Below are 16,370 nucleotides of genomic sequence, written 5' to 3'. Positions count from 1 at the left end.
CGGCGCTGCCGCTCGACGGTGGTGCGGGGCGCGAGGTGCGGCTGCGGGGCGGGCTCGCGTTCCGGGAGACGGTGGGCGCGGATGGAGGCGGACGGCGCGGTGCCGCCGGCCGGTCCTCCGTGGGGCCGGCCGGCGGCATCGCCGTGGGTGCGGGGCGTCAGCCGTTCAGGCCGAAGTTCCCGAAGGCCGGGTTGAGCAGGCCGATCACGTTGACGGTGTTGCCGACCACGTTCACCGGGACGTGGACCGGGACCTGGATGAGGTTGCCGCTGGCCGCACCCGGGGAGTGGGCCGCGACACCGTGGGCGCCGGCGCCGCCGTGACCGGTGGCGGAGGCCGCTCCGGCACCGGCGGCGATGATGCCACCGGCGATCAGGGTGACGGCGGCAGCCTTCTTCAGGTTCTTCACTTCAGGATCCTCCTCGCGTCGCCGCGGCCGACCGCCGCAGCACGCCTGGAGAACGCCCCTGGCCGAAAGAGGATGCGCCGTTCGGGTGACGTGCACCCGGGAGTATGAAAACGGGGCCCCGAAGGTGACGCCCCGTTCCTCGTCTTCTCAGCCCGCCGCCCCGTGCCGCACGGCCCAGAGTGCCGCCTGGGTGCGGTCCGACAGGTCCAGCTTCATCAGGATGTTCGAGACGTGCGTCTTGACGGTCTTCTCGGAGAGCACCAGAGCCCGTGCGATCTCCCGGTTCGACCGGCCGTCGGCGATCAGGCCGAGGACTTCCCGCTCCCGCTCGGTGAGGGTGCTCCCCCGGCCCGTGCCCGTGCCGGGCTCGTCCTGGGCGAGCAGCGCACCGGCCACTTCCGGCTGGAGCAGGACATGGCCCGCGTACACCGAGCGGATGGCACCGGCCAGCGCGTCCGGGTCGACGTCCTTGTACACGTAGCCGGAGGCGCCGGCGCGCAGGGCGGGGACGACGGTGCGCTGTTCGGTGAAGCTGGTGACGATCAGGACCTTGGCCGGGTTCTCCAGCTCGCGGAGCCCGCGCAGGGCCTCTATGCCGTCGGTGCCCGGCATCTTGATGTCCATCAGGACGACGTCGGGACGCAGCTCCTCCGCCCTGGCCACCCCTTCGGCGCCGTCGGCCGCCTCGCCGACGACCTCTATGTCGTCCTGGATCTCCAGGAACGTGCGCAGGCCGCGGCGGACCACCTGGTGGTCGTCGACCAGCAGCACCCTGATGAGCCTGTCAGCCACCGGGCACCTCCATCTCGATCGTGGTGCCCTTGCCGGGCGCCGATTCAACGGTGAGCTTCCCGCCGACACCGTCGGCGCGGTCCCGCATCGAGACGAGGCCCAGGTGCCGCCCGGCCCGGCGGGTGGCCGCCGGTTCGAAGCCGCGGCCGTCGTCCGTGATCCGCAGCACCGTGCCGCCGTCGCGGCGGGTGAGGGTGACGTCGACGTGCTCGGCCCCCGAGTGGCGCAGGGCGTTGTGCAGGGCCTCCTGGGAGACCCGGAGCAGTGCTTCCTCCTGGGCGGCGGGCAGGGCCCGTACGCCCACGCTCCCGAAGGTGACGGCGGCCGTGTGGGCGCGGTCCAGGACCTGGATCTGGGTGCGGAGGGTGGCGACGAGGCCGTCCTCGTCGAGTGCGGCGGGGCGCAGTTCGATCACGGCGGCGCGCAGTTCGTCGACCGCCTCCGCCGCCAGGGCGGCGACCTGCTGGAGCTCGCCCTTGGCGCGTGCCGGGTCCCGGTCCACCAGGGCGGCGGCGGCCTGGGCGGTGAGCCGGAGGGAGAAGAGCTTCTGGCTGACCGCGTCGTGCAGCTCGTGGGCGAGCCGGGAGCGCTCCTCGGCGATGGTGAGCTCGCGGCTGCGTTCGTACAGCCGGGCGTTCGTGAGGGCGATCGCCGCGTGCTGGGCGAGGATCGCCAGTAGTTCCTCGTCCTCGGCGGTGAATCCGCAGGTGCCCTCGGGCTTCGGACAGCGCTTGTTGGCGAGGAAGAGGGCGCCGATGGTGTCGTCGCCGTCCCTGATCGGCAGCCCCAGGAAGTCGGACATGTCGGGGTGGGCGTCCGGCCAGCCCTCGAAGCGCGGGTCCTTGCGGACGTCGGCCAGGCGCTCGGACTTCGCCTCGTGGAGCATCGCGGCGAGGATGCCGTGCTGACGTGGCAGTGGGCCGATGGCCTTCCACTGCTCGTCGCTGACGCCGTCGACGACGAACTGGGCGAAGCCCCCGTGGTCGTCGGGGACCCCGAGGGCCGCGTACTCGGCGTCCAGGAGTTCGCGGGCCGAGGCGACGATCGTCTTCAGGACGTCCCGCATCTCGAGGTGCCTGCTCATGGCGAGCAGCGCGGCGCTCACTGCTGCGAGGCCCGACGGGGGGCGATGGCTCATGGCCTCAAGGTACCGGCGGGCCGCGCGCCCCGTATCCGCCTGTGGACGGCCCTGACCGGGGCGCAGGGACTAGGACCTTCCGCCTAGGGGCTGTCCGGCCCCGGGGCCGTTTCTCCCAGGACCGGTCTTGGACCGGAACCTCACACTCCGAATCGCTTGAGCAACTAACGGTGATTCCGTTACCCGCTCGATGTGAGGCCGCGCATAGGACCCACGTCACTTACGAAGCCGCCTAGTGGAGCGATAAGGGCGATTTGGGTGGTCATGGGCGAGGATTCATGGCCGCCAACGCCTCCGTGTTCCACTATCCGGCTTCGTACGTCACACCTTTGCCACGCCATTTTGCGGCCGCTAACAATTGCACTCGTCCCCGACGGAGATGCGATGTCGCTTCCCGTCTTCGTCCTCCGTGAGGACTTCCGCGATTCGAAGAGGTACGCCTGTATGTCCGCGTCCAGCATCTCCGGCCGTTTCCGCCGTCTGAACAAGACCCAGAAGCTCTCCGTCGCCGGCATCTCCGCCGTCGCCGCCGCTGCCCTCTCCTTGTCCCTCGTGCCGGGTAACGCCGAAGCCGAGACCGAGCCCCAGGCGCTCTCCGCCTCCCCGGTCGTCTTCGGGTCCGCCGCCGGCGCCCCGCAGGCCAGGACCATCCAGGCCAGCCTCATCGAGCAGCACTCCAGCGCCGAGAAGATGGTCAAGGCCATCGACGCCGCGAAGGCCAAGAAGGCCGCCGCCGTGAAGGCGAAGATCAACGCCGTCGCCGTCGCCGAGGCGAACGCCAAGAAGGCCGAGGCCAAGGAGAAGGCCGCCGCGCAGTGGAAGGCCAAGAAGGCCGCCGCCAAGCGCAGCACGCACACCGCCAGCCGCTCCGAGACCCGTACCCACGTGTACGCGAACAACCTGGACGGCTGGATCAGGGAAGCCCTGTCCATCATGAAGGCCAAGGGCATCCCGGGCACCTACGAGGGCCTGCACCGCAACATCATGCGTGAGTCCAGCGGCAACCCGAACGCCATCAACGACTGGGACATCAACGCGATCAACGGTGTTCCGTCGATCGGTCTGCTCCAGATCATCAAGCCGACGTTCGACGCCTACCACGTCAGCGGTACCCCCCACACCCAGTACGACCCGGTCGCCAACCTCACCGCGTCGGCCAACTACGCCGCCGACAAGTACGGCTCGATCGACAACGTCGACAGCGCGTACTGACCGGTCCGGATCACGCCGAAGGGCGGCACCCCCCGTGGGGGGCGCCGCCCTTCGGCGTCGTGCCGGGCGCGGGGCGCCCGTTACTTGCGCATGACCTCGGGTTCGTGGCGGCGCAGCAGCCGTGCGACCGCCACCCCGCAGATGATGCCGAGGACCAGCAGCACCGCGATGTTCATCCCCCACTGGCCGGCCGTGTGCTCCCACAGCGGGTCCAGGTCCGTGGGGTTCTTCTGGTCCCACGGCGGCATGAGGTGCGCGAGGTCGAGCGTGGAGCCCGCGCCCGCGATGGCCCAGCGGGACGGCATCAGCCAGGCGAACTGCTCCAGGCCGGGCGAACCGTAGACCTGGAAGAGGATGCCGGTGAAGACGACCTGGACGATCGCGAACATGACCAGCAGCGGCATGGTCTTCTCGGCGGTCTTCACCAGCGAGGAGATCACCAGGCCGAACATCATCGAGGTGAAGCCGAGCGCGATGATCGTCACGCAGAGCTCCACGGCCGGCGGCATGATCAGACCCTCCGCCGGAAGATCGCGGGTGGCGAAGCCGATGCCGCAGATGATGACGCCCTGGATGGCCGTGATCACGCCGAGCACGATCACCTTGGACATCAGGTAGGCCGAGCGGGAGAGGCCGGTGGCCCGTTCCCGTTCGTAGATGACGCGTTCCTTGATCAGCTCTCGTACGGAGTTGGCCGCGGCGGAGAACGTCATGCCGATCACCAGGATCAGCATGATCGTGCCGGCGTCGCCGTTGAACCGGGACGGCGGCTTCGGCGGGGCGAGGCCGAAGTCGGCGGGGATGACCACGCTGACGATGCCGAGCACCGCCGGCAGGATCACCATGAGCCCCATGAAGCCCTTGTCGGACGCGATCACCGAGACGTAGCGGCGCATCAGCGTCCACAGCTGGGTCATCCAGCCCTGCGGCTTCGGCGGGCGCATCTGCTGGTGCGGCGGCATGTGCACGGGCTGCGCGGCGACGGCGTCGATGTCCGCGGCGTACATCTGGTAGTGCTGCGAACCGCGCCAGCGCCCCGCCCAGTCGTAGTCGCGGTAGTTCTCGAACGCGGAGAAGACGTCGGCCCAGGTGGTGTAGCCGAAGAAGTTGAGCGCTTCCTCCGGCGGGCCGAAGTAGGCGACGGAACCGCCCGGCGCCATCACCAGGAGCTTGTCGCAGATGGCCAGCTCGGCGACCGAGTGCGTGACGACGAGGACGGTGCGTCCGTCGTCCGCCAGGCCGCGCAGCAGCTGCATGACATCGCGGTCCATGCCCGGGTCGAGACCCGAGGTCGGCTCGTCCAGGAAGATCAGCGACGGCTTGGTCAGCAGCTCCAGGGCCACGGAGACGCGCTTGCGCTGGCCGCCGGAGAGCGAGGTGACCTTCTTGTCCTTGTGGATGTCGAGCTTGAGCTCGGCGAGGACCTCGTGGATCCGGGACTGGCGCTCGGCCTCGGTGGTGTCCGCGGGGAAGCGGAGCTTGGCCGCGTACTTCAGGGCCCGGGTGACGGTCAGTTCCTTGTGCAGGATGTCGTCCTGCGGGACCAGGCCGATGCGCTGGCGCAGCTCGGCGAACTGCTTGTACAGGTTCCGGTTGTCGTAGAGGACGTCGCCCTGGTTGGCGGGCCGGTAGCCGGTGAGCGCCTTGAGCAGGGTGGACTTGCCGGAGCCGGACGGTCCGATGACCCCGATCAGCGACTTCTCCGGGACGCCGAACGACACGTCCTTGAGGATCTGCTTGCCGCCGTCGACCGTCACCGTGAGGTGGCGGGCCGCGAAGGAGACCTCGCCGGTGTCGACGAACTCCTCGAGCCGGTCGCCGACCAGCCGGAAGGTCGAGTGACCGACGCCGACGATGTCGTTCGCGCCGATGAGCGCGGAGCCGGACTTCGACAGCGGCTGGCCGTTGACGTAGGTGCCGTTGTGGCTTCCGAGGTCGCGGATCTCGAAACGGCCGTCGGGCGTCGCGTGGAACTCGGCGTGGTGGCGCGAGACCTGCAGGTCGGAGACGACCAGCTCGTTCTCCAGCGCACGGCCGATCCGCATCACCCGGCCGAGCGCCAGGTGGTGGAACGTGGTGGGGCTCCGGTCGCCGTACACCGGCGGCGCCCCCGCCGCGCCGCCGTGGGGAGCCGGTGCCCTGCCCTGCTGCTGCGGCACATGGGGCTGCGGCGGCTGGGCCTGCGGTGTCTGCTGCCAGGCCTGCGGCTGGGCGGGCGGCTGCTGGGCGCCGGGCCCCGGCTGCTGCTGCGGGGCCTGCTGCGGCTGCTGGGCGGGGGCCTGGGCGCCCGCGGCGGCCTGCCCGCTGTACACGTCGGCGCCGCTGAAGCTCAGCCGCGGTCCGTCGGTGGCGTTGCCCAGGTTCACGGTGGAGCCGGGCCCGATCTCCATCTGATGGATCCGCTGGCCCTGCACATACGTGCCGTTGGTGCTGCCGTGGTCCTCGATGAACCAACCGCGTCCGCTCCAGCTGATCGTGGCATGCCGCCACGAGACTCTGGCGTCGTCGATCGTCATGTCGCCCTGCGGATCACGTCCGAGGGTGTACGGCCTGGACGGATCGAGCGTCCAGGTCCTGCCATTCAATTCCAGTACGAGTTCCGGCACTCCGCGCCCCACTAGTTGTCCCCCGAATTACCCCCGTTGCAGGGAGTCTAGGGATGCTGAACATCGTGGGGAACTATTCCAGGAGCAGTCCCGGATGCGAAAGCCGGGCGGGAGGTTGACCGAACCGAGACCGCACCGTTGCGAACGCCCCGGGCCGCACCACCCCCCAACGCCGTAACCACCCCCGACGGCGACAGATGGTACATATAACAGCATCACGGACATTCGGTCGGCTGTCCGGTCCTCGGGACGGGCCATCGGAGGCGTACCGCGGACCGATACGGTGGGAGCACCATGAGCGCATCTCAGCCCCCTCAGCCTCCCCTGTCTCCTGAGCCTCCTGAGTCACGTCGGGACGCGGACACGCCGACCCTTCTCGTGAAGATCTTCGGGAAGGACCAGCCCGGGATCACCGCCGGGCTCTTCGACACCCTCGCCGCCTACTCGGTCGACGTCGTCGACATCGAGCAGGTCGTCACCCGTGGCCGCATCGTCCTGTGCGCACTGGTCACCGCCCCGACCGCGGGCGGGACCACCGAGGGCGACCTGCGGGCCACCGTGCACAGCTGGGCGGAGTCGCTGAAGCTGCAGGCCGAGATCATCTCCGGTACGGGCGACAACCGCCCGCGCGGTGACGGCCGTTCGCATGTGACGGTGCTCGGGCACCCCCTGACCGCGGAGTCGACCGCCGCCATAGCGGCCACCATCACCTCGACCGGCGGCAACATCGACCGGATCTTCCGGCTGGCGAAGTACCCGGTCACCGCGGTGGAGTTCGCGGTGTCCGGCACCCGGACCGAGACGCTGCGCACCGCGCTGGCCACCGAGTCCGCCGGGATCGGCGTCGATGTGGCGGTCGTCTCGGCCGGGCTGAGCCGCCGGGCGCAGCGGCTCGTCGTGATGGACGTCGACTCGACGCTCATCCAGGACGAGGTCATCGAGCTCTTCGCGGCGCACGCCGGCTGCGAGGCCGAGGTCGCCGCGGTGACCGAGCAGGCGATGCGCGGCGAGCTCGACTTCGAGCAGTCGCTGCACGCGCGGGTGGCGCTGCTGGCGGGGCTCGACGTGTCCGTGGTGGAGAAGGTGCGCGCCGACGTACGGCTGACGCCGGGCGCCCGCACCCTGATCCGTACGCTGAAGCGGCTCGGCTACCAAGTGGGCGTCGTCTCGGGCGGGTTCACACAGGTGACGGACGACCTCAAGGAGCGGCTCGGGCTCGACTTCGCCTCTGCCAACACCCTGGAAGTCGTCGACGGGAAGCTCACCGGGCGGGTGACCGGGGACATCGTCGACCGGGCGGGCAAGGCCCGGCTGCTGCGCAGCTTCGCCGCGGAGGCCGGCGTGCCGCTGGCACAGACGGTGGCGATCGGTGACGGGGCGAACGACCTGGACATGCTGAACACGGCGGGGCTCGGGGTCGCCTTCAACGCCAAGCCGGTGGTCCGCGAGGCCGCGCACACCGCGGTGAACGTGCCGTTCCTGGACACCGTGCTCTATCTGCTCGGCATCACCCGCGAGGAGGTCGAGGCCGCCGACGGCCTCGTCGAATAGCGGCGCGGGCCCGGCACGTGCACGGGGCCCGGGTGCGCACGCCGAGGCGTCGCGCAGCCGGGCCCCGTGCAAGGCCGGTGGGGTCAGTCGTTCGGAGTCCAGTACTCGACGAGCTTGCCGACGCCGTGCTCCGCGTCCTTCCAGGCCCCGGAGAACTCGACCACGGCGAACGCGGCGGTCGGGAAGCCGCCGCTGGTCATCCGCGCCAGGGCGTCACCCTCCGCCGAGCCCGCCAGGGCGTCGGCGACGGCGTGCATGCCAGGGTTGTGGCCGATCACCAGCAGATTGCGGACGTCGTCGGAGGTCTCGTCGATCAGCGCGATCAGCTCCCCGAGCGAGGCCTCGTAGAGCCTCTCCTCGTACACGGTCCTGGGGCGCTCCGGCATCTCGTGGACGGCCAGCTTCCACGTCTCGCGCGTCCTGGCCGCGGTCGAACAGAGGGCCAGGTCGAAGACGATCCCGGAGTCGGCGAGTTTGCGGCCCGCCACGGGGGCGTCCTTGCGGCCCCGTTCCGCGAGCGGCCGCTCATGGTCGGAGTCCTGCGACCATTCCGCCTTTGCGTGCCTGAGAAGGACGACCCTGCGAGGTGTATCGACGCTCATACATCTCAGCTTCGCATGAAACGTGCCACCTGGCGCAGGGTGTTGGAGGGCTCCCCGCGCCGGGCGCCGGAGGTCAGCGGGTCAGCAGGTCCACGATTCGCTCCAGCAACCGGCCGACGACGGGGTCGCCCGTGGCGGCGTGCGCCTGGCCCGGTCCGGCGATCAGCAGGAGGAGCGCGCCGAAGGCCACGGCGGGCAGCGCGACGGCCCACCACGGCAGCCGGACCTCGACACCGGCGGTGGCCGGGCGGGTGGTGCGGGTGTGCGTACGGGCCGGCATGTCCGCCTCCGTGGGTGCTGGGTTCCGGTCCTCAGAACCTACGGTTCAGCGGACGCCGCTCCCATCCGGTGACCCACCCACTTCACCCTGACCCTGGCCCCCTAGGGGATGGTGGGGCCAGCCCCACCATCCCGCCGGGAGCCGTGCCTCACGGGGAGGCGATGGAGGCGATGATGCCGACGACGACCGTGATCAGCAGCATCGTCCCGAAGACGAGGAGCAGCTTCTTCTGACCGTTCTGGGGATTCGGATCGAGCACAGGAGACATGGCTCCAGTCTCGCATCTCAGCATTCGTCCTCGATCGTCCGGTCCCGTCCGGCCAGGACGCCCGCCACCACCTGCGGCACCATCAGGGCCGCCATGAGCGCGATCGGCAGTCCCCAGCCGCCGCTGTGCTGGTAGAGCACGCCGACCAGGAGGGGGCCGGGGATCGAGATGAGATAGCCGGTGGACTGGGCGAACGCGGACAGCCTGACCACTCCGGCGCCGCTGCGGGAGCGCATGCCGATCATGGTGAGCGCGAGGGGGAAGGCGCAGTTCGAGATCCCCAGGAGCGTCGCCCAGGCCCATGCCCCGCCGGAGGGGGCGAGGTAGAGGCCCGCGTAGCCGATGAGGCCGCAGGCGCCGAGGCAGACGACGATCGCCCCCTGGTGCTTCATGCGGGCGGCGACCCTCGGGATGACGAAGGCGAGCGGCACGCCCATGGCCATGGTGAGGGCGAGCAGGACGCCCGCCGTGCCGGCCGAGACCCCGGCGTCGCGGAAGATCTGGGGCATCCAGCCCATGGTGATGTAGGCGGCGGTGGCCTGGAGGCCGAAGAAGCAGGCCAGCGCCCAGGCGGTGCGGCTGCGGGTGATCCGGAGGTCGGGGGCGTCGGCCTGGCCCCGGTGGGCCGCGGGGTGCCCGGCGGCGCCGCCGCGCTCCCGTACCAGCGGGATCCAGGGCAGGATCGCGGCGGCGGCGAGGCCGGCCCACACGCCGAGACCGGCCTTCCAACTGCCGCCCATCGCCTCGGTCATGGGCACGGTCACGGCCGCCGCCAGTGAGGTACCGAGGGCCAGGGCCATGGAGTAGAGGCCGGTCATGGAGCCGACGCGGTCCGGAAACCAGCGCTTGACGATCACCGGCATCAGGACGTTGCTGACGGCGATGCCCATCAGGGCGAGCGCGCTCGCGGCGAGGAATCCGGCCGTGCCGCCGACGAGGGGCCTGATCACCAGTCCCGCGGTGATGGCGGCCATGCCCGCGCAGACGACCGCGCCGGGGCCGAAGCGGCGGGCGAGGCGCGGTGCCATGACTCCGAAGACCGCGAAGCAGAGCGGCGGTACGGAGGTGAGCACCCCGGCGACGCTGCCGCTCATGTGCAGCCCGTCGCGCACCTCTTCCAGGAGGGCGCCCAGGCTGGTGATGGCGGGCCGGAGGTTGAGCGCGGTGAGGACGAGCCCGACGGCGACCAGGCGGAAGACCCAGGGGGCGGGGCCGGTCCCCCGTGCGGGGACCTCGGTGCGGGGAACCGCCGGGGCCGCGGGGTCCAGCGTCCGGGCCGGGGTCCGGGAAGGGCTTTCGTCGTCATGCATGGCGCCATCATAGAATCATGGGATGATTGCCTGTCCAATCCTCTGAGAAGATTCGGATACCTCCGCGAGACGGCGGGGCGGCCCGCCGCCCGCCGCACACCCGAGCAAGGAGCACCATGGCGCTGACGTCCCCGCGGCGTTCGGCACTCGCCGACCAGGTGATTGCCCAGCTGAGGAACCAGATCACGTCGGGCGAGTGGCCCGTGGGTTCGCGCATCCCCACCGAGCCCGAACTGGTCGAGCAGCTGGGGGTGGCCCGTAACACCGTCCGCGAGGCCGTGCGCGCGCTCGCGCACAACGGGCTGCTCGACATCCGGCAGGGCTCGGGCACGTATGTGGTGGCCGTCAGCGAGCTCGCCGGGGTGATGCACCGCCGGTTCGCGTCCGCCGATCCGCGCCATGTGGCCGAGCTGCGCTCGACGCTGGAGTCGTCGGCGGCGCGCCTGGCCGCCGCCCGGCGCACCGAGCGGGACCTGAGGCAACTGGACGCGCTCATGCGGCGCCGGGAGGAGACCTGGGCGGCGGGGGACGCCGAGGCGTTCGTGGCGGCGGACGCGACGCTGCACCTGGCCGTGGTCGCCGCCTCGCACAACGAGGTGCTGACCGGCCTCTACGCCGACCTGGGCGATCTGCTGAAGGACTACCTGCGGGACGACGTCGGCCATGATCTGGGGCCGCAGGACCTCATGGACCACGGCCGGCTGGTCGAGGCGATCCGGGCGGGCGACGCGGAGACGGCGGCGGCCGAGGCCGCGAGCCATGCGCTGAGCTGTCTGGTGGACCGGGTCTGACTTGATCTTTGACCTCGAAGTTAAAGATCAAGTCAGGACGCCTTGGACGCCTCATGGCCGTGGGTGATCCACACGGCGCGGACCTCTTTCCAGCAGCGGTCGTCCATCCGTACGGTGCGCCCAGGCCGGACGTCGACCGGCTTGGAGTCCGCGTCGATGTCCCACCAGCGGGCGCACTCGGTGTGCAGCTGGACGCGGTCCGTGGAGGGATACGGGTTGTGGCAGTAGGCGACGACCCGGGAGCCCTTCACCGACGTACGGCATTCGGCGCCGGAAGGGCCGGGACCGGCCGCGCCGGGGGCGGCCCCGCCGGCGGCTGTGACGTGACCCGCCGCGTACAGGCCCACGGGCACGAGCAGCCCGGCGACGACGGCGGAGGCCACGAGCAGGGAACGGGTTCGGTGACGTGTGCCGCGCACAGCGATCTCCTCCCCTAGGGCCTTGCGTTCCGATCGGGCCGGGCCCGACCAGAAGTCCGGTTCCTCCACATTCTGCGGTGGATCGGCCAGCTTTTCGACCTGAGCGCCGGGGGACCTCGCCAGGGCGGCGCAAACGGCCGCGCACCGCCTCCGGGGAGGCGGTGCGCGGCCGGAACGCAGAGGGGTGTCAGGCACCCATCATGTGCACGCCACTGTCGACGTGGATGATCTCGCCCGTCGTCCGCGGGAAGAAGTCCGAGAGCAGCGCGACGATGCCACGGCCGGCCGGCTCCGGGTCCTTCATGTCCCACGCCAGCGGCGCGCGGGTGTTCCACACGTCGGCGAGCTCACCGAAGCCGGGGATGGACTTGGCGGCCATGGAGCCGATCGGTCCGGCCGAGATCAGGTTGCAGCGGATGCCGTCCTTGCCCAGGTCACGGGCGAGGTAGCGGGAGGTGGCCTCCAGGGCCGCCTTCGCCGGACCCATCCAGTCGTACTGCGGCCAGGCGTACTGGGCGTCGAAGGTGAGCCCGACGATCGAGCCGCCCTCACTCATCAGCGGCTTGCACGCCATGGCGAGCGACTTCAGCGAGAACGCCGAGACGTGCATCGCCGTGGCGACCGACTCGAACGGCGTGTTGAGGAAGTTGCCGCCGAGCGCGTCCTGCGGCGCGAAGCCGATGGAGTGGACGACACCGTCGAGCGAACCGAGTTCGTCCCGCACCAGTCCGGCGAGCCGGTCCAGGTGCTCGGCGTTGGTCACGTCCAGCTCGATGACCTTGGCCGGCTTAGGCAGCTTCTTGGCGATGCGCTCCGTCAGCGTGGGCCGCGGGAAGGCGGTCAGAATGACCTCCGCGCCCTGCTCCTGGGCCACCTTGGCGGCGTGGAACGCGATGGACGACTCCATCAGCACCCCGGTGATGAGGATGCGCTTGCCGTCGAGAATTCCGCTCATGGTGATCAGTGACCCATGCCCAATCCGCCGTCAACGGGGATGACGGCTCCAGTGATGTACGACGCGTCGTCGGAGGCGAGGAAGCGCACCGCGGCGGCGATCTCCTCGGGCTGCGCGTAGCGGCCGAGCGGCACCTGGGACACGATGCCCTTGCGCTGCTCCTCGGTGAGCACCTGCGTCATGTCGGTGTCGACGAAGCCGGGCGCGACGACGTTGAAGGTGATGTTCCGCGAGCCGAGCTCACGGGCCAGCGAACGGGCGAAGCCGACCAGACCGGCCTTGGACGCGGCGTAGTTGGCCTGTCCGGCCGAGCCGAGGAGACCGACGACGGAGGAGATGAGGACGACGCGGCCCTTCTTGGCGCGCAGCATGCCGCGGTTGGCGCGCTTGACGACCCGGAAGGTGCCGGTGAGGTTGGTCTCGACCACGGACGTGAAGTCGTCCTCGGACATCCGCATCAGCAACTGGTCCTTGGTGATACCGGCGTTGGCGACCAGTACCTCCACGTTGCCGTGCTTCTCCTCGATCTCCTTGTAGGCCTGCTCCACCTGCTCGGCGTCGGTGATGTCGCAACGGACCGCGAGAACCCCCGCCTCGGTGAGCGCCACGGGCGGCTCGCCGGAACGGTAGGTGACCGCGACCTTGTCGCCGTTGTCGGCGAAAGCGCGGGCGATGGCGAGGCCGATGCCCCGGTTTCCTCCGGTGACGAGAACCGAGCGGCTCAACGGATCACCCTTTCCCTAGCGGTCTGGTACATCGAAAACCTATCGGTACCAGGTGCTCCGCGAGGAATCGGCCCCTGACAGCGCGGCCGGGCCGCGACTGTCGGGTTTCCACAAGCACTGCCGGAAAGCGCCCGGCCGGGGACGGCGGTGGCGGCCGTCTCCCCGGCACCGTTCACCGTGACCACCCGCAGATCGCCGGCGCTCCCGCGGCCCCCGAGGACCGGTCCCGCCACGGGCCGCGGCCCGTGGCGCCCCGTCAGGGCGCGTCACCCCCGCGTCGTCGAACGGCGACGGGGCCCGGGAAACGTGTAGCCGACCGGAGGCGTTCCGTTGCATGGTTCACTCCGAGGTACCAAGAGAGAAGAAGGGGAGCCCTTCGTGGCCCATGAGGTAGATCAGTCGTTCCTGGCCCTCCCGCTGCGGGCCCTCGCCGACGCGGCGCTCGCCCGCGCGCGGGCGCTCGGCGCCGTGCACGCCGACTTCCGCTTCGAGCGGGTGCGCAGCGCCACCTGGCGACTGCGGGACGCCCGGCCCGCCGGGTCGTCGGACACCACCGACCTGGGGTACGCGGTGCGGGTGGTGCACGGCGGGGCGTGGGGGTTCGCCTCCGGCGTGGACCTGACGATGGACGCCGCGGCGAAGGTGGCGTCGCAGGCCGTCGCCATGGCGAAGCTGTCGGCGAAGGTGATCGCGGCGGCGGGCTCGGACGAGAGGGTCGAGCTCGCCGACGAGCCGGTGCACGGGGAGCGGAGCTGGGTCTCGGCGTACGACGTCGATCCCTTCGACGTACCGGCCGAGGAGAAGGCGGGGCTGCTCGCCGAGTGGAGCGGCCGGCTGCTGGCGGCCCCGGGCGTGGCGCATGTGGACGCCTCCCTGATGACCGTTCACGAGAACAAGTTCTACGCCGACACGGCGGGGACGGTCACCACCCAGCAGCGGGTGCGGCTGCATCCGCAGTTCACCGCGGTCGCCGTGGACGCGACGACCGGTGAGTTCGACTCCATGCGCACGATCGCCCCGCCGGTGGGGCGCGGCTGGGAGTACCTGACGGGGACCGGCTGGGACTGGGACGCGGAGCTGGAGCGGATCCCGGGGCTGCTGGCCGAGAAGATGCGGGCACCGAACGTCGAGGCGGGGACGTACGACCTGGTCGTCGACCCGTCCAACCTGTGGCTGACGATCCACGAGTCGATCGGCCACGCCACCGAGCTGGACCGGGCGCTGGGGTACGAGGCGGCGTACGCGGGGACGTCGTTCGCCACCTTCGACCAGCTGGGCAAGCTCGCGTACGGCTCGCCCGTGATGAACGTGACGGGCGACCGCACCGCCGAGCACGGGCTCGCGACGATCGGGTACGACGACGAGGGTGTCGAGGCGCAGTCCTGGGACCTGGTCAAGGACGGCACGCTGGTGGGCTACCAGACGGACCGCAGGATCGCGAAGCTGACGGGCCTCGGCCGGTCCAACGGCTGCGCCTACGCGGACTCCCCCGGCCACGTCCCCGTGCAGCGCATGGCCAACGTGTCGCTCCGGCCGGACCCGGGCGGGCTCTCCACGGAGGACCTGATCGGCGGGGTGGAGCGCGGGATCTACGTGGTCGGCGACCGGTCCTGGTCCATCGACATGCAGCGGTACAACTTCCAGTTCACCGGGCAGCGGTTCTTCCGGATCGAGAACGGCAGGCTCGCCGGGCAGCTGCGCGATGTCGCCTACCAGGCGACGACCACGGACTTCTGGGGCTCGATGGAGAAGGTGGGCGGCCCGCAGACGTACGTCCTGGGCGGCGCCTTCAACTGCGGCAAGGCCCAGCCGGGCCAGGTCGCGGCCGTTTCGCACGGCTGCCCCTCCGCCCTCTTCCGAGGCGTGAACATCCTCAACACGACGCAGGAGGCCGGACGATGAGCCGCGTCAGCAAGCCGCACGAGATCGTCGAGCGCGCGCTCGAACTGTCCACCGCCGACGGCTGTGTGGTCATCGCCGACGAGGAGTCGTCGGCCAATCTGCGCTGGGCGGGCAACGCGCTCACCACGAACGGGGTCACCCGGGGCCGCACCCTGACCGTCATCGCCACCGTCGACGGGGCCGAGGGGGCGGCCTCCGGTGTGGTGTCACGGTCCGCCGTCACCGCGGCCGATCTGGAGCCGCTGGTGCGGGCCGCCGAGGCGGCCGCCCGGGGGGCCGGTCCGGCCGAGGACGCCCAGCCGCTGGTCACCGGGGTGCCGGAGTCGCCCGACTTCACGGACGCGCCCGCGGAGACGGGCTCGGACGTCTTCGCGGCCTTCGCCCCCGCGCTCGGCGACGCCTTCGCCCGGGCCCGCTCCGGCGGCCGCGAGCTGTACGGCTTCGCGAACCACGAGATGACGTCGACCTACCTGGGCACGTCGACCGGACTGCGGCTGCGCCATGACCAGCCGAACGGAACGCTGGAGCTGAACGCCAAGTCGCCCGACCGGTCGCGCTCGGCGTGGGCGGGGCGCTCGACGCGTGACTTCAAGGACGTCGACCCGGCCGGGATGGACGCCGAGCTGGCCCAGCGGCTGGGCTGGGCGGAGCGCCGGATCGAGCTGCCCGCCGGACGGTACGAGACGCTGCTGCCGCCGACCGCCGTCGCCGACCTGCTGATCTACCAGCTGTGGTCGGCGACCGCCCGGGACGCCGCCGAGGGCCGGACGGTGTTCTCCAAGCCGGGCGGGGGGACCCGGCTCGGCGAGACGCTGTCCGGGCTGCCGCTGACGCTGAGCAGCGACCCGTACGCGCCGGGTCTGGAATCGGCGCCGTTCGTCATCGCCCACTCCTCGGGGGACGGCGGTTCGGTCTTCGACAACGGACTGCCGCTGACCCGGACCGACTGGATCAGGGACGGCCGGCTCGAGCAGCTGACGACGACCCGGCACACGGCGGGGCTGACCGGGCTGCCGCTCGCCCCCGCCATCGACAACCTCCTGCTGGAGGGCGGTGGTGAGCGGTCCCTGGACGACATGGTGGCGGCGACCACCGGCCGGGGTCTGCTGCTGACCTGCATGTGGTACATCCGCGAGGTCGACCCGGCGACGCTGCTGCTGACCGGGCTGACCCGCGACGGGGTGTACCTCGTGGAGGGCGGCGAGGTGGTCGGCGAGGTGAACAACTTCCGCTTCAACGAGTCACCCGTGGACCTGCTGTCGCGGGCCACCGAGGCGGGGCGCACCGAGAAGACGCTGCCGCGGGAGTGGGGCGACTGGTTCACCCGGGCCGCGATGCCCGCGCTGCGCGTCCCGGACTTCAACATGAGCTCGGTGAGCCGGGGCGTATGACCCACCTAGACTGAGCGTG

General features: G+C 70.9%; 16 protein-coding genes and 1 pseudogene. 6 read left to right on the top strand and 11 right to left on the bottom strand.

Going from position 1 to position 16,370, the window contains the following annotated elements; genetic code table 11:
* Positions 1–80 (top strand): annotated as a pseudogene (locus tag ABZ454_RS32610) (SRPBCC family protein); the annotation flags it as partial.
* A gap of 77 nt (positions 81–157) precedes the next feature.
* Here the strand turns inward: ABZ454_RS32610 and ABZ454_RS32605 are convergent.
* The 3 genes from ABZ454_RS32605 to ABZ454_RS32595 form a co-directional block, all read right to left on the bottom strand.
* Entirely contained in the window at positions 158–409 is a 252-nt protein-coding gene (locus ABZ454_RS32605) for a chaplin family protein (protein WP_356326044.1), read from the bottom strand.
* Between the two features lie 147 nt (positions 410–556).
* On the bottom strand, positions 557–1,201 hold the full coding sequence (locus tag ABZ454_RS32600; protein WP_356326046.1) for a response regulator transcription factor: 645 nt from the start codon (positions 1,199–1,201) through the stop codon (positions 557–559).
* Positions 1,194–2,339, bottom strand: a complete 1,146-nt coding sequence (locus tag ABZ454_RS32595; RefSeq protein ID WP_359543174.1) for a GAF domain-containing sensor histidine kinase — start codon at positions 2,337–2,339, stop codon at positions 1,194–1,196. The genes ABZ454_RS32600 and ABZ454_RS32595 overlap by 8 nt, the downstream gene beginning before the upstream one ends.
* A 444-nt stretch (positions 2,340–2,783) precedes the next feature.
* Between ABZ454_RS32595 and ABZ454_RS32590 the strand changes: the two genes are divergently transcribed.
* Positions 2,784–3,551: a transglycosylase SLT domain-containing protein gene (locus tag ABZ454_RS32590; protein WP_359543179.1), complete on the top strand. Its 768-nt coding sequence runs from the start codon at positions 2,784–2,786 to the stop codon at positions 3,549–3,551.
* A gap of 80 nt (positions 3,552–3,631) precedes the next feature.
* Here ABZ454_RS32590 and ABZ454_RS32585 read toward each other — a convergent pair whose 3' ends face one another.
* On the bottom strand, positions 3,632–6,169 hold the full coding sequence (locus ABZ454_RS32585) for an FHA domain-containing protein (protein WP_356325869.1): 2,538 nt from the start codon (positions 6,167–6,169) through the stop codon (positions 3,632–3,634).
* A 282-nt stretch (positions 6,170–6,451) separates the two neighbouring features.
* Here ABZ454_RS32585 and serB point away from each other — a divergent pair, with 282 nt between their 5' ends.
* Entirely contained in the window at positions 6,452–7,708 is a 1,257-nt protein-coding gene (serB, locus tag ABZ454_RS32580; protein ID WP_356325871.1) for a phosphoserine phosphatase SerB, read from the top strand.
* A gap of 83 nt (positions 7,709–7,791) precedes the next feature.
* On the opposite strand, the gene ABZ454_RS32575 is transcribed toward serB, so the two are convergent.
* The 4 genes from ABZ454_RS32575 to ABZ454_RS32560 all read right to left on the bottom strand — a co-directional run bounded on the left by ABZ454_RS32575 (position 7,792) and on the right by ABZ454_RS32560 (position 10,168).
* A complete protein-coding gene (locus tag ABZ454_RS32575; RefSeq protein WP_359543173.1) occupies positions 7,792–8,310 on the bottom strand; it encodes a histidine phosphatase family protein in 519 nt (172 codons plus the stop codon).
* Positions 8,311–8,383: 73 nt separating this feature from the next.
* Positions 8,384–8,590 (bottom strand): hypothetical protein, encoded by a 207-nt coding sequence (locus ABZ454_RS32570; RefSeq protein ID WP_359543172.1) that lies wholly within the window; start codon positions 8,588–8,590, stop codon positions 8,384–8,386.
* Positions 8,591–8,738: 148 nt separating this feature from the next.
* A complete protein-coding gene (locus tag ABZ454_RS32565; RefSeq protein ID WP_326740547.1) occupies positions 8,739–8,849 on the bottom strand; it encodes an SGM_5486 family transporter-associated protein in 111 nt (36 codons plus the stop codon).
* A 26-nt stretch (positions 8,850–8,875) separates the two neighbouring features.
* Positions 8,876–10,168, bottom strand: coding sequence for an MFS transporter (locus tag ABZ454_RS32560; protein ID WP_359543171.1), 1,293 nt, complete (start codon positions 10,166–10,168; stop codon positions 8,876–8,878).
* A 116-nt stretch (positions 10,169–10,284) separates the two neighbouring features.
* Between ABZ454_RS32560 and ABZ454_RS32555 the strand changes: the two genes are divergently transcribed.
* Positions 10,285–10,959 (top strand): FCD domain-containing protein, encoded by a 675-nt coding sequence (locus tag ABZ454_RS32555; protein WP_356325880.1) that lies wholly within the window; start codon positions 10,285–10,287, stop codon positions 10,957–10,959.
* Positions 10,960–10,991: 32 nt separating this feature from the next.
* Here the strand turns inward: ABZ454_RS32555 and ABZ454_RS32550 are convergent, their stop codons facing one another.
* The 3 genes from ABZ454_RS32550 to fabG all read right to left on the bottom strand — a co-directional run bounded on the left by ABZ454_RS32550 (position 10,992) and on the right by fabG (position 13,058).
* Positions 10,992–11,378 carry a hypothetical protein gene (locus ABZ454_RS32550; protein WP_356325882.1) on the bottom strand — a complete coding sequence of 129 codons (387 nt, stop codon included), beginning with the start codon at positions 11,376–11,378 and terminating at the stop codon, positions 10,992–10,994.
* 187 nt (positions 11,379–11,565) lie between these two features.
* Entirely contained in the window at positions 11,566–12,333 is a 768-nt protein-coding gene (gene fabI / locus ABZ454_RS32545; protein WP_356322505.1) for an enoyl-ACP reductase FabI, read from the bottom strand.
* Positions 12,334–12,338: 5 nt separating this feature from the next.
* Positions 12,339–13,058, bottom strand: coding sequence for a 3-oxoacyl-[acyl-carrier-protein] reductase (gene fabG, locus ABZ454_RS32540; RefSeq protein WP_356322506.1), 720 nt, complete (start codon positions 13,056–13,058; stop codon positions 12,339–12,341).
* A gap of 378 nt (positions 13,059–13,436) precedes the next feature.
* On the opposite strand from fabG, the gene ABZ454_RS32535 reads away from it, so the two are divergent.
* Positions 13,437–14,960 carry a TldD/PmbA family protein gene (locus ABZ454_RS32535; protein WP_359543169.1) on the top strand — a complete coding sequence of 508 codons (1,524 nt, stop codon included), beginning with the start codon at positions 13,437–13,439 and terminating at the stop codon, positions 14,958–14,960.
* A complete protein-coding gene (locus ABZ454_RS32530) occupies positions 14,957–16,351 on the top strand; it encodes a metallopeptidase TldD-related protein (protein WP_356322508.1) in 1,395 nt (464 codons plus the stop codon). Before ABZ454_RS32535 ends, ABZ454_RS32530 begins: the two co-directional genes overlap by 4 nt.
* Positions 16,352–16,370: the final 19 nt, after the last annotated feature.

Origin of the sequence: Streptomyces sp. NPDC005803 (assembly GCF_040630435.1) — a bacterium.
Taxonomy (GTDB): Bacteria; Actinomycetota; Actinomycetes; order Streptomycetales; family Streptomycetaceae; genus Streptomyces.
The sequence above is the reverse complement of the archived record's forward strand: the minus strand, read 5'-3'. Positions and strand labels throughout refer to the sequence as shown.